1 protein-coding gene (only partly in view) is annotated in these 15687 nt (G+C 53.1%); it reads right to left on the bottom strand.

Every position in this 15687-nt window falls within one protein-coding gene, locus V2H77_RS17015, for a non-ribosomal peptide synthase/polyketide synthase (protein ID WP_341499746.1), read on the bottom strand. The gene is 49047 nt long; 16981 of those nucleotides lie to the left of the window and 16379 to its right, leaving coding positions 16380-32066 in view — codons 5460 (partial) to 10689 (partial); reading right to left, the first codon wholly in view occupies positions 15684-15686. The start codon and the stop codon both lie outside this window.

Genomic DNA, 15687 nt, shown 5'->3' with positions numbered 1-15687 from the left:
TCATGCCGACTGATTTGTTCAACGCCCAACAACTCGCACCAGATAGCAGCTAGCAGGATTTCTGTTTCCCCTCTAGGGGCTTCATAAACCTGACGGGCAAACGCTCCCTCCCGCGGTGCAGGTAACGCTCGACGATCCAGCTTGCCACTTGGCGTCAACGGGAAAGTATCCAGGCGTACAAAGGCCGCCGGCACCATGTAATCCGGCAAAATGGCTCTTAGATGAGCATGCAAGTTGTTCACCAGCCGGTCATCCGATTCTGCCGCCACATAAGCCACCAACCGTTTATCCTGACCATCCCCCAAAGCCAGCACCAGCGCTTCACTTATCGCCGGGTGTTCCAGTAATCGCGCTTCGATTTCCCCCGGTTCGATACGGAAACCACGGATTTTCACCTGCTGGTCATTACGGCCCAAGAATTCCAAATTACCGTCTGGTAGGTAGCGGGCTAAATCCCCGGTCCGGTACATCCGAGCATCGGGTTCACCACTAAACGGATCTGACAGAAAACGCTCCGCCGTCAAGTCAGGCCGGTTGAGATAGCCGCGCGCTACCCCCACGCCGCCAATAAACAGCTCGCCAACCGCGCCTAACGGCACTGGCTGACTGTCAGTATTCAGCAAATAAACCTGTGTATTCGCTGTCGGACGCCCAATAGCAATGACACCCTCAGCGTAATCTGACGGACAACGCCAGGTGGCGGCACACACCGTAATTTCCGTTGGGCCATAGGCATTAAACACCGTTGCCCGACGACATAGTGCTTGAAGCAACGTTGCACTGGGTGCTTCACCACCGAGTATCAACGTCGGTCTTATTGTCATCTCCGGCAAATCAATCCCCTCCCGGAGCAGGGCAGGTGTCAAGCAGGCATGAGTTATCGCCTGCTCTTCCAGATAATGCCAGAGATAACGAGGCTCCTGACGAACCGTATCGGCAGGGATCGCCAAAGTAGCCCCGCTGCACAATGCCATCATGGTTTCCCATACGCTGGCATCAAAGCCAAATGAGGCAAATTGCAACATCCGGCTACCGGGATGAATATCAAACTGAGAGATTTTTTCCTGAATAAGATTAACCAACCCACGATGTTCGACCATCACCCCCTTTGGTATGCCGGTCGAACCAGAGGTATAAATCACATACGCCAGATGGCGTGGAGTTAATACCGGTACTTGTGGGTTACTATCTGGTTGGTCGGGCAATGAATTCGGATCCAGCACAGTTAACGCTGCCAGCACTTTTTCGCCTAACGCGGCACGTCCAGCATCATCCGCCAGCACAATAGTCGGCGCAGCATCGGTTAAAATATGAACCAGACGTTCCCCCGGATAAGCCGGGTCTAGCGGCACATAGGCCCCCCCGGCTTTCAGTACTGCCAGCAGCCCCATTACCCGTGCCGGCGAACTTGTGACACAGATTGCTACCCGCTGATCCGGTACCACACCCAACGTAATCAGTTGATGCGCCAGCCGATTAGCACAGGCATTCAATTCAACATAACTGAAGGCTTGCCCTTCATACACCAGCGCTGTGGCATCCGGGCTTTTCTCTACCTGTTGCTCAAACAGCCGGTGAATACAACAGTGAGCAGGATACGGCATTTCAGTTGCGTTCCAGGTTTCCAATAACAGCCTGCGTTCCGCCACGGTCAAGACATCAATTTTCCCGACCGGCTGTTGAGGGTTAGCCGCCATCGCCCGCAGTACGGTATGGAGATAGCCCACTTGTCGCTCAATGGTCGGTTGATCAAATAGAGCGGCGGCATAATTCAGATAACCGACAATCTGGCCTTCCACCTCAAACAAATTCAGTTCAAGATCGAACTTAACCACATTAAACGCCTGCTCGACTGGTGAAACCGCCAGTCCCGGCAGCCGCCATTTTGTGTTCTCATTGTTCTGCCAAGCAAACATCACCTGGAACAACGGGGTGTGTGCCAAGTGGCGTGGTGGTTGCACGATTTCCACCACCTGTTCAAATGGCAGGTCCTGATGCTCTTGAGCCGCCAGCGCAGTTTGCCGTACACGCGCCAGTAATTCCGCCACATTCGGCGTACCGGATAAATCCATACGCAACGCCAGAGTATTGACAAAGAAGCCGATTAAAGATTCTACTTCTTGCCGACTGCGGCCCGCGCTTGGCGTACCGATAACCAGATCTTCCTGACCTGACAGACGCGATAGAACCGTTGCCCAAGCCGCCAACAGAGTCATAAATAGCGTGACGCCTTGTTGTTCACTCAAACGTTTGAGGGATTGGGTTAACTCCGCATCTAGGCTGATGGGCAATAAGGCCCCGGTAAATGACTGCTGAGGCGGCCGCGGCCGGTCAGTCGGCAAATCCAAGAGAACCGGCGCATCAACCAACCTTTCACGCCAATAGTCAGATTGGGACTGTATACGTTCAGCCGACAACCATTGACGCTGCCAGGCGGCGTAATCAGGATACTGAATGGTCAACGGTGGCAACGGATCTGGCTGCCTCGCTAGAAACGCGGTGTAAAGAGCGCTCAATTCACGCATTAACACGCTGACAGACCAACCATCGAAAATAATATGATGCAGAGTCAGCAAGAAGACGTGATCATCGTCAGCCAGTTGTATCAGACTGGAACGAATTAAGGGGCCACAGGCAAGATCAAACGTCTCATTGGCTTCCTGAGCAGAGAGAGATGCAAGCTGAACATCCACATCAGGCACGTCATGCAGATCATATTTTCTCATCGGCAAGCCAGATGCCGCCGGCAACAACGCTACCTGCGGCTGGCCGTCAACGACAATGAAGACAGAACGCAACGCTTCGTGACGGGCAAATAGCGTATCAAGCGCCTGTTGCCAGGCAGCGATATCCAGCCGACCATGTAGACGTAAAGCCAACGGAATATGATAGGTCTCACTCACCCCGTCAAACTGCGTCAGGAACCACAGGCGTTGTTGCGCAAATGACAATGGCAATTGGCCTTCACGGGATAGCGGAACGATAGCAGGCAATATCCTATCCGATTCATCAAACTGGGCACTTATCGCTTCAGCAAAGGTCATCAAAGACGGGAATGTAAACAGCATGGACAATGGCAATTCAATGCCTAAAGCCGCTATCCGGTTTATCATTCTTACCGCCAGCAACGAATGGCCGCCCAGTGTAAAAAAGTTGTCATACCGGCTAATCCGCTCAACACCCAGTAATTCACGCCAGATAGCGGCCAATGTGGTTTCCATCTCTCCTAATGGTGCGGCGTAAATCTGCCGGGCGAAATCTTCTTCCCCCGGCATTGGTAATGCCCGGCGATCCAGTTTGCCGTTTGGCGTCAACGGAAAGGCATCCATACAGACAAAAGCGGCTGGCACCATATAATCCGGTAAAATCGTACTTAAGTGAGTACGCAAACTATTAACTAATTCTTTATCCGCTTCTGCCACGACATAAGCCACCAGCCGTTTGTCCTGACCGTCACCCAGAGCCAGCACAGCCGCTTCACTCACCGTCGGGTATTCCATCAACCGGGCTTCGATTTCCCCCGGCTCAATACGGAAACCGCGAATTTTCACCTGTTGGTCATTACGGCCCAGGAATTCCAGATTACCATCTGGCAGGTAACGGGCTAAATCCCCGGTGCGATACAGGCGGGCATCTGGCTTATCACTAAATGGATCCGGCAGGAAACGTTCTGCGGTCAGTTCAGGACGATTGAGATAGCCACAAGCAACTCCATCTCCGCCGATATAAATCTCACCGGTTGCTCCCTGCGGCACCGGCTGACCATTGGCATCCAACAGATAAACTCGTGTATTGGCTATCGGTCGACCAATGGGGATCTTCGTCATCCCCGCAGATAACGCAGTGATACGGTATGTCGCGGTAAAGGTGGTTCCTTCGCTCGGTCCATAGCCATTCAATAACTGTTGCGGCGGGTTATCACGCAGAACTTGTCTAATCACATGTGGGTCCAATACATCGCCGCCGACAATCAGAATTTTGAGCTGCGGGAGAGCCGGGGACAGCTCTGTCGCCAGCTGGTTAAATAGCCCGACACTTAGCCACAGCACGGTAATGCGATAAGTCTGTAATGCTTGAACAAATTCTTTAGGCATCAGCAATGTGGAGTGTTCAATCACTACCAACGTGCCGCCATTGAGTAATGGCGACCAGACTTCAAAGGTGCTGGCATCAAAAGCCGGGTTAGCTTCAAACGCCACCCGATCATCCGGTCCGATGTCGGCGTACCCGTTATTAATCACCAACCGAACCACGGCACGATGCGGTACCATCACCCCTTTGGGCGTACCCGTTGAGCCGGAGGTATACATGATATAGGCCAGCTCAGTATTGGAGCGGGGTAAGTCAGGATTGCGGTAATCTTCCTGCCTGATAGCGGCCAGTTCAACCGGGATACCCGTAAGCAACAATTTGGCTGCACAGTCGTTTATCAACCAATGCTGCCGGTCGTCCGGCACGCGGGGATCGATCGGCACATAAACGGCCCCGGCCTTGAGGATAGCCAATTGAGCCACCACTAGTTCAACAGAACGCTCTAACCTTACAGCGACCCGGTCATCCGGCTGAATCCCCTGCCTAATTAACCAGTGAGCCAATTGGTTGGCGCGAGCATTTAATTCAGCATAGTTGAGAATATGTTCTCCATACATCAGCGCTATCGCGTCAGGCGTCTTTTCTGCCTGTTGTTCAAACAGCCGGTGAATACAACACTGGTCAGGATATGGCGCCTGGGTTGCATTCCAGATCTCCAATAGCAGCTTCTTCTCTGCCGTTGGCAAGATATTCAATGCCCGTACCGGTGTCTCAGGCCGTTGCTCAAGCACCTCTGCCAGACTTTCCAGCGCCTGTTGCATATAATCGCACACGCGTTTCGGATCAATCGGTTGAACGATTTGCGCCGTCAGCCCCAGTGCGTGACCAAGATCCTCCACCGACAAGACAAACGGATAATTGGTGCGCTCTTGTCCGCTAAGGAATTCAATACCGCTGATAGTTCCATCCGTGGTAACCGGCTGCGTACTATGCCGGTAGTTCAGTAACGCGCTAAACAGGGGCGCTTCCCCCGGTACTCCGCTGCAACGTTGAGCCAGCGCCAGTGATGCATGTTCATGCGTCAGCAATCCGGCTAACCGGGTATGGGCTAATCGCACACTGTCCTGCACCGAGGTATCATCCATATCTAATCGCAACGGCAAAGTATTGATAAACAGGCCCATGCCATTGTCAGCACCTTCTCTGGCCTGCATCCGCCCAAACAGCACGGTGCCGAACACCACTTTCTCCTGTCCGCTGGTACGTGACAACACCTGTGCCCAGGCGAGATGACACAACGCTGCCAAACTGACGCCCAGACGCCGAGCCTGACTGCGCAGACGATCATTTAACGTAGCGGGTAACATCTGGTGCGATTCCATTACCTGTGAACCATCCCGATGTACCTCCGTTAACCCGAACGGCAGCGTCGGTTGATCCACCTCAGCCAACATATCGGTAAAGAAGCGGGTATGTTCGGCCTGACTTACCCCCAACCGGACCTGAGCCACCAGATTGCGGAAAGGAACCGGCACAGGCAACTTCTCTTCCTGTCCGGCAAGATAAGCCTGAATCTCGCCATGCATCACTTCCATTGCGGTATGGTCGCCAATCAGATGGTGCAGCAATTGCAGTACGCTCCAACGGCCATCGTCCTCCTGCGCCACCGCAAAGCGCAACAGTGGCGCTCGTTGCAGATCAATACGATAGCAACGCGGATCAAAATGTTGAGCTAACTGATCACGGGCCGGCCCATCAACTGGATCTAGCGTCAGTTCAGTGACTAACAATTGCGCCTGACGCCAGACCACCTGAACTGGCGTTGATAATCCTTGCCAAACAAAGGCGGTACGTAGAATATCGTGGCGATTAACCACCTGTTGTACTGCCGCCAGATAATTGTCCAATAGGGCGCGGTTAGCAAAGACTATCTGACCGGCCAGCAGATACGGATCTCCTTTATTCGCCAGCAAATGGTGGAACAGAATGCCATCCTGCAACGGTGACAGGGCATAAATATCCTGAATATTGGCAACCCCACCCGGTACTTGTGCAATGATATGGTCAATCTCAGGCTGAGTGAGATCAATCAATGGCAACATCTCGGGGGTAAGCGCCGTGGTCGCCGGGGTGATGACATTCGCCGGCACCACCACCGACGGTGATTGCCCAACTGTTTGAGCAAATGCCGATAACACCGGCGATTGGAATAAATCACGCACCGCCAGCGTTAACCCCGCATTACGCAGACGTTCAATCATCCGCACTGCTAACAGCGAATGACCACCCAGGGCAAAGAAGCTGTCATGTCGACTCACCTGTTCAATACCCAACAACTCGCTCCAGATAGCGGCTAGCAGAGTTTCTGTCTCCCCTTGTGGTGCTGCATAAATCTGACGGGCAAAGGCATCTTCCCCCGGTGCTGGTAACGCTCGGCGATCCAGTTTGCCGTTCGGTGTCAACGGGAAGGCATCCATACAGACAAAGGCGGCCGGCACCATATAATCCGGTAAAATTCCACTTAAGTGAGTACGTAGACGATTAATTAACTCTTCGTCCACTTCTGCCACCACATAAGCCACCAGCCGTTTGTCCTGACCGTCGCCCATCACCTGCACAACCGTTTCATGCACTGCTGGGTGCTCCAGCAATCGGGCTTCGATTTCTCCCGGCTCAATACGGAAACCACGGATTTTCACCTGTTGGTCATTGCGGCCCAGGAATTCCAGATTACCGTCCGGTAGGTAGCGGGCCAAATCCCCGGTCCGGTACATCCGGGCATCCGGTTCACTACTGAATGTATCCGGTAGAAAACGTTCCGCCGTCAGTTCAGGGCGATTGAGATAACCCCGTGCCACACCAGCCCCGCCAATATACAACTCACCTACGGCGCCTAACGGTACTGGCTGACCATATTTATCCAGCAGATAGAGGGTTAAGTCCGAGATCCGCGTGCCAATAGGACTTGTGGTCTGTTCTACATCATGGCGACCCAGTCCCCGGTAAGTGACGTGAACGGTGGTCTCCGTGATACCGTACATATTCACCAACTGAGGCAATGTCTCTTCACGCAGGGCATACCACGGCTTCAGAATACTCGGATCGAGTGCTTCTCCGCCAAAGATGATATAGCGCAAACAGTCCGGTAACGGATTGGCGATATAACTGGCAATCAAGGCTTTGAAAGCGCTGGGGGTCTGATTCAACACGGTGATACCGTGCTGACACACGAATTGATGCAGCTCCTGGGGTGAACGGGCAATCGCGTGCGGGACCAGCACCAGTTTAGCGCCGTAGCGTAAGGCTCCCCATAATTCCCATACCGAGAAGTCAAACGCAATGGAATGAAACAGGCACCAAATATCTTGCCGGTTGAAGTGATACCAGGATTCAGTGGCGTCGAACAAACGCAGGATATGACGATGTTCGACCATCACCCCTTTCGGCGTGCCGGTCGAACCCGAGGTGTAAATCACATACGCCAGATGCTGCGCCGTCAATGCCGGCACTTGTGGGTTACTGTCCGGCTGATCAGGCGGACTGTTCGGGTCAAGTACCGTCAGCCCTGCCAGCGCGTCCTCTCCCAGTGCATCCCGCCCGATGTTATCCGCCAGTACAATAGCGGGGGCCGCATCGGTCAAGATATGTGCCAGACGCTCACCGGTATAGACCGGATCTAACGGCACGTAGGCCCCCCCGGCTTTCAGCACTGCTAATACTCCCACCACCATTGCCGGTGAACGTGACACGCAAACCGCCACTCGTTGGTCCGGTTCGACTCCCAACGCTATCAGTTGATGCGCCAGCCGGTTAGCGCGGGCATTAAGCTCGGCATAGCTGAGGGTGTGTTCTTCATACACCAGTGCTGTGGCATCGGGACTTTTCTCTGCCCATTGTTCAAACAGTCGATGAATACAACCATAATCTGGATACGATGTTTCGATTGCATTCCAGGTTTCCAGCAGCAGCTTTTTCTCCGCTGCCGGTAAGATATTCAGTGCTCGTACCGGTATCTCCGAACGCTGTTCAAGCGCCACTGCCAGACTTTCCAGCGCCTGTTGCATATAACCGCATATCCGCTCCGAATCAATCGGTTGAACAATTTGCGCCGTCAATCCTAAAGCGTGACCAACATCCTCCACCGACAAGACAAACGGATAGTTCGTGCGCTCTTGCCCGCCCAGGAATTCAATACCGCTGATGATGGCATCCGTGGTAACCGACTGCTCACTATGCCGATAGTTCAGCAAAGCACTAAACAGGGGCGCTTCCCCCGGCACTCCACTGCAACGTTGAGCCAGCGCCAGTGACGCATGTTCATACTCCAGCAATCCAGCTAACCGAGTATGCGCTGCCCGTACACTGTCCTGCACCGGGGTATCATCCATATCCAGTCGCAACGGCAAGGTATTGATAAACAGCCCCATACCGTTGTCTGCCCCTTCCCCGGCCTGCATCCGGCCAAACAGCACAGTGCCGAATACCACTTTTTCCTGACCGCTGGTATGTGACAACACCTGTGCCCAAGCCAAATGACACAAAGTCGCCAAACTGACGCCCAGGCGCCGGGCCTGACTGCGCAGGCGGTCATTCAATGTAGCAGGTAACATCCGGTGCGATTCCGTCACCCGCGAACCATCCCGATGGACCTCGGTCAACTCAAATGGCAGTGTTGGTTCATCCACTTCAGCCAACATATCAGTAAAGAAGCGAGTATGTTCGGCCTGACTCACCCCCAGACGGACCTGAGCTACCAGATTGCGGAAAGGGACCGGCGTCGGCAAATTGTCCCCCAGCCCGGTAAGATACGCCTGAACTTCGCGGTGCATCACTTCCATTGCGGTATGGTCACCAATGAGATGATGCAGCAATTGCAATACGCTCCAACGGCCATCGTCCTCCTGCGCCACCGCAAAGTGCAACAGTGGGGCTCGTTGCAGATCAATACGGTAGCGACGTGGATCAAAATGTTGAGCTAACTGGTCACGGATCGGCCCATCAACCGGGTCCAATGTCAGTTCAGTGACTGACAATTGAGCCTGACGCCAGACCACTTGAGCTGGCGCTGACAATCCTTGCCAAATAAAAGCAGTACGTAAAATATCGTGGCGATTAACCACCTGTTGCATTGCCGCCAGATAACGATCCAGCAATGAACGATCAGCAAAGGTCATCTGGCTGAACAATAGATACGGGTCACCTTCATTCGCCAGTAGATGGTGGAACAGAATACCGTCCTGCAACGGCGACAGGGCATAGATATCCTGAATATTGGCAACCCCACCCGGTACTTGTGTAATGATATGGTCAATTTCTGATTGAATCAGATCAATCAACGGCAACATTTCGGGTGTAAGCGCCGTGGTCGCTGGGGTGATGATATTCTCTGGCACCACCACCGTCGGTGATTGCCCTACTGTTTGGGCAAATGCCGATAACACCGGGTATTGAAACAGGTCACGTACCGCCAGCTTTAGCCCAACATGGCGCAGACGTTCAATCATCCGCACTGCAAGCAGAGAATGGCCGCCCAGGGCAAAGAAGCTATCGTGCCGACTCACCTGCTCAATGCCTAACAATTCGCTCCAGACAGCGGCCAATAGGGTTTCTGCTTCTCCCTGCGGTGCTTCATAAATTTGCCGGGCAAAAGCTTCCTCCCCCGGCGCCGGTAATGCCTGACGATCTAATTTTCCGTTCGGCGTCAACGGGAAGGTATCCAGACGTACAAACGCTGCCGGTACCATATAATCCGGCAAAATGGCGCTCAGATGAGTACGCAGATGGTTAACCAACTCCTCATCTGTTTCTGCCGTTACATAAGCCACCAACCGTTTGTCCTGCCCATCATCCAGCGCTAACACAACCGCTTCATTCACCGCCGGATGCTCCATCAACTGGGCTTCAATTTCCCCCAGTTCAATACGGAAACCACGGATTTTCACCTGCTGGTCATTACGGCCCAAGAACTCCAGATTGCCGTCTGGCAGGTAACGGGCCAAATCCCCAGTCCGATACAGGCGAGCATCCGGCTTATCACTAAACGGATCCGACAGAAAACGTTCCGCGGTCAGTTCGGGACGATTGAGATAGCCACAGGCAACCCCATCTCCACCGATATAAATCTCACCGATTACCCCCTGCGGCACTGGCTGACCATAGGTATTCAACAGATAAACCCGCGTATTGGCGATTGGCCGACCGATGGGTATCCGGGTCATTTCTGGCGATAATTCTGCAATACGGTAGGTGGCGGTAAAGGTAGTCCCTTCACTTGGCCCATAGCCATTCAATAACTGTTGCGGCGGGCTATCTCGCAGAACTTTGGCAATGACATGTGGATCAAGAATATCGCCGCCGACAATCAGGATTTTGATTTGCGGCAACACTGGGGACAACTCTGCCGCCAGTCGGTTAAACAGCCCGACACTCAGCCACAGCACCGTAATGCGATAAGTCTGCAATGCCTGAACAAACTCTTTAGGCGTCAGTAATGTAGCGTGATCAATTACCACCAGCGTGCCGCCATTAAGCAATGGCGACCAAACTTCAAAGGTGCTGGCATCGAAAGCCGGGTTGGCCTCAAACGCTACCCGATCATCCGGCCCGATATCGGTGTACCCGTTATTGATGACCAGCCGAACCACCGCCCGATGCGGCACCATTACTCCTTTTGGCGTACCGGTCGAGCCGGAGGTATACATAATATAGGCCAATTCGGTACTGGAACGAGGTAAGTCAAGATTGCGGTGATCTTCTTCCCCAATAGTGAGCATCTCATCGACCAGACAAAACTGGGGGATCGCCAGATCAACCCGAATATCGGTGAGTAATAATTTGGCTGAACAGTCGTTTATCAGCCAGTTTTTCCGCTCAGTCGGTACATGGGGATCGATTGGCACATAAACGGCACCGGCTTTGAGAATTGCCAATTGAGCCACGACCAGCTCAATAGAACGTTCTAACAGCACCGCAATCCGATCATCCGACTGTATCTCCCGCTTAATTAACTGGCGGGCCAGTCGATTGGCGTGGGCATTTAATTCGGCATAGCTGAGAATGCATTCTTCATACACCAGCGCTACCGCGTCAGGGATTTTCACCGCCTGTTGTTCAAACAGCCGGTGAATACATGTCTGGTCAGGATATGGCGTCTGGGTTGCATTCCAGGTTTCCAGTAATAGCTTGCGCTCCACCACAGTCAGGATATCGATTTTTCCAACCAGCTGTTGAGGGTTAGCCGCCATTTCTCGCAGTACGGTATGGAGATAGCCTACCTGTCGCTCAATGGTAAATTGATCAAACAGGGCGGCGGCATAGTTCAGATAACCGACAATCCGGCCGTCCACTTCAGACAGGCTCAATTCAAGATCAAACTTAGCGATATCGATAGGTTGATCGGCGGGTGAAATGGTTAATCCCGGTAACCGCCATTCCATGTTCTCATTGTTCTGCCAGGCAAACATCACCTGGAACAGTGGGGTATGTGCCAGGTGGCGTGGCGGTTGTACGATTTCCACTACCTGTTCAAACGGCAAGTCCTGATGTTCCTGGGCCGCCAGTGCGGTTTGCTGCACGCGTGCAAGCAACTCCTCCACATTTGGTTCCCCCGATAAGTCGATACGTAAAGCCAGTGTGTTGACAAAAAAACCGATGAGGGATTCTATTTCTTGACGATTTCGGCCCGCACTTGGGGTACCGATCACCACATCATCCTGACCTGACAGGCGCGATAGCACAGTAGCCCAGGCTGATAACAGGGTCATAAATAACGTATTTCCCTGCTGTTCACTCAGACGTTTAAGGGATTGGGTTAACTCCGCATCGAAACTGACGGGCAACATATTTCCGGCAAATGATTGCTGAGGCGGACGTGGCCGGTCAGTCGGCAAATCCAGTAAAACTGGCGCGTCAGCCAGATTGGTGCGCCAGTAATCAGATTGAGATTGTATCTGTTCTGCCGACAACCATTGGCGCTGCCAGGCGGCGTAATCAGGATACTGAATTGCCAGTGGCGGCAACGGATCGGGCAGCCCCGCTGAAAAAGCGGTATAGAGGGCGCTCAACTCATGCATTAGCACGCCAGTCGACCAGCCATCTGACACAATATGATGCTGAGTCAGCAAAAAGAGGTAATCATCATCAGCCCGTTGTATCAGACCTGCTCGGATTAACGGACCGCCAGCAAGATCAAATGGCGCCTCTGCTTCCTGTGTACATAAAAGCTCAAGCTGTTTATCCGCATCAGACACTTTACGCAGATCGTGTTTGCTTATCGGCAAACCCAAGTTAGCCGGCAATAATTCGACCTGAGGCTGACCCTCCATCGTGATAAAAATGGAACGCAACGCCTCGTGACGGGCAAATACGCGATTCAGCGCCTGCTGCCAGGCATCAATATCCAACTGACCACGTAAACGCAGGGCCATTGGGACATGATAAGTCTCGCTAACTCCCTCAAACTGGGCCAGGAACCACAGACGCTGTTGCGCAAATGACAACGGTAATGCCCCCTCACGGGATATCGGCCGCATAGCAGACGCGTTATTGCTCTGCTCACCAAACTGAGTCCCCATGACCTCAGCAAAGGCTGCCAGTGTCGGTGATTTAAACAACGTGGTCAGCGGCAATTCAATGCCTAAAGCCGCTATTCGGTTCATCATCCGCACCGCAAGCAGAGAATGGCCGCCCAGAGCAAAGAAACTGTCATACCGCCCCACCTGCTCAATCCCCAGTAATTCACGCCAGATAGCCGCCAGCGCTATCTCTGTTTCGCCTTGTGGCGCTGCGTAAACCTGACGGGAAAATGCTTCTGCATCCGGTGCCGGCAAGGCCAGACGGTTCAGTTTTCCATTCGGCGTCAACGGCAGGGTATCCAAACGGACAAAAGCCGCCGGTATCATGTAATCCGGCAAAATTGCGCTCAGATGAGTACGCAAGTTATTCACCAACTCAGCGTTTTCTTCTGCCTCCACCCAAGCCACCAGACGCTTATCGTGCTCCTCACCCAGCGCTAACACTACCGCTTCACGCACCGCCGGGTATTCTGTCAACCGGGTCTCAATTTCACCCGGTTCAACCCGGAAACCCCGGATTTTAATCTGCTGGTCATTACGACCAACAAAGACTAAATTGCCATCTGACAGATAACGGGCCAAATCCCCGGTCCGATACATCCGCGCATCCGGCATCCCACTAAACGGGTCAGCTAAGAAGCGGTCAGCGGTCAGCTCAGGACGATTAAGGTAGCCACGCGCCACCCCTGCGCCGCCGATATACAATTCACCCACGGCCCCCAACGGCACCGGCTGGCCGTAGATATCCAGCAAATAAATCTGGGTATTCGCCGTCGGATGGCCGATAGGCACTAACGTATCTGTGTAGTCTGTCGGACAACGCCAGGTCGTCGCACACACCGTGATTTCTGTCGGGCCATAGGCATTGAACAGCGTCGCTCGACTACAGAGTGCCTGACATAGCGTTGCACTGGGTGCTTCACCGCCTAATATCACTGTCGGTGTTATCGTTAGCGCCGGTAAATCGCCCCCATCCCGAAGCAAAGCCGGGGTCAGACAGGCATGGGTCACTGCCTGTTGTTCCAGATAGTGCCAGAGACGAAGCGGGTCCTGACGGATGATATCGACAGCAATAATCAGACTGGCTCCACTGCCCAACGCCATCATGATTTCCCAAACACTGGCATCGAAATTCAATGAGGCGAACTGCAACAGCCGGCTGCCTGAATGAATGTCAAACTGGGCGATTTTATCCTGAATAAGATTAACCAGCCCACGATGCTCAACCATCACGCCTTTTGGTGTGCCGGTGGAACCGGAGGTGTAAATTACATACGCCAGATGCTGCGCAGTCAGTGCGGGCACTTGCGGGTTACTGTCCGGCTTATCGGGCAGCGTATTCGGATCCAGTACCGTCAGTCCTGCCAGAGCGTCCTTACCCAGTGCGACACATCCGGCATTATCCGCCAGCAAAATAGCCGGTGCTGCATCGGTCAAAATATATGCCAAACGTTCCCGCGGATAAGCCGGGTCCAATGGAACATAGGCGCCGCCCGCTTTTAACACCGCCAGTAAGCCCACGACCATCGTCAGTGAACGTGTAACACAAATCGCGACTCGCTGGTCTGGCGCAACACCTAGCGCAATCAGTTGATGGGCCAGTCGGTTAGCACGAGTATTCAATTCCGCATAGCTGAACATCTGTTCTTCATATACCAGTGCCGTGGCATCCGGGTTTTTCGCCACTTGTTGTTCAAATAATTGGTGGATACACAGCGAATTAGAATAGGCAGTTTCAGTCGCATTCCAGGTTTTTAGTAACAATGTGCGTTCAGTTTCGGGCAAAATTTCCAACGTCCGTACCGGCGTTTCCGGGGCCAGCTCAAGTGTTTCTGCCAAACTTTCCAGCGCTTGTTGCATATAACCACACATCCGTTCCGGATCAAATGGCTGGGCAATTTGCGTTGTTAGTCCCAACGCATTACCAAAATCCTCCACCGATAGAGTAAACGGATAGTTGGTACGTTCCTGCGCGCCAAGGAACTCAACGCCATTCATGATTTCATTCGAAGTCGCGGATAACGTACTGTGCCGGTAGTTCAACAAAGCACTAAAGAGTGGAACTTCACCTTGTACCCCACTGCAACGTTGAGCCAGTGCCAGTGAAGCGTGTTCATGCTCCAGTAATTCGGCTAGCCGGGCATGTGCTGCCTGTACACTCCCCCTTACTGGGGTATCATCTATATCCAGCCGTAACGGCAAAGTATTAATGAACAGCCCCATACTGCTGTCAGTCCCTTGCCCTGTCTGCATCCGCCCAAACAAGACGGTACCGAATACCACTTTCGCCTGTCCGCTGGTACGTGACAATACCTGTGCCCAGGCCAGATGGCATAGCGCCGCCAAGCTGACACCCAGACGCCGAGCCTGACTACGCAAGCGGTTGTTCAGTATAGCGGGCAACATTCGGTACGATTGGGTCATCTGAGAACCATCCCGATATACTTCCGTCAATCCGAACGGCAGCGTCGGTTCATCCACCTCAGACAACATGTCAGTAAAGAAGCGGATATGCTCGGCCTGATCCCCCCCCAGACGAACCTGAGCCACCAAATTGCGGAAAGGGATCGGCGCAGGCAAATTGTCCCCAGTCCCGGTAAGATACGCCTGAACTTCGCGGTGCATCACTTCCATTGTGGTATGGTCGCCAATCAAATGATGCTGCAATTGCAGTGCAATCCAGCGACCATCGGTTTCCTGTGCAATAACAAAACGTAACAGTGGCGCCTGGCCTAGATCGAGACGATGCTGACGCGGATCAAAACGTTGATCTAATTGCTCATAAACTGGCCCGTCAGTAGGATCTAACGTCAGTTCGACAACTGATAACGGCGCCTGACGCCAGACTACCTGGGCCGGAACGGATAATCCTTGCCAGACAAAGGCAGTCCGCAGGATGTCATGGCGATTAATCACCTGTTGCACTGCCGCCAGATAACAATCCAGTAAGGATCGATCAGCAAAGGCCATAGGATAAGCCAATAGATACGGATCGCCTTTATTCGCCAATAAATGATGGAACAGAATACCGTCCTGCAACGGCGACAAGGCATAAATATCCTGAATATTAGCCATTCCGCCC

The sequence above is a fragment of the Photorhabdus sp. P32 genome, assembly GCF_038085095.1.
Lineage (GTDB): Bacteria > Pseudomonadota > Gammaproteobacteria > Enterobacterales > Enterobacteriaceae > Photorhabdus > Photorhabdus luminescens.
Note: the sequence above shows the minus strand (reverse complement) of the source record. Positions and strands in the feature narration are given on the sequence as shown.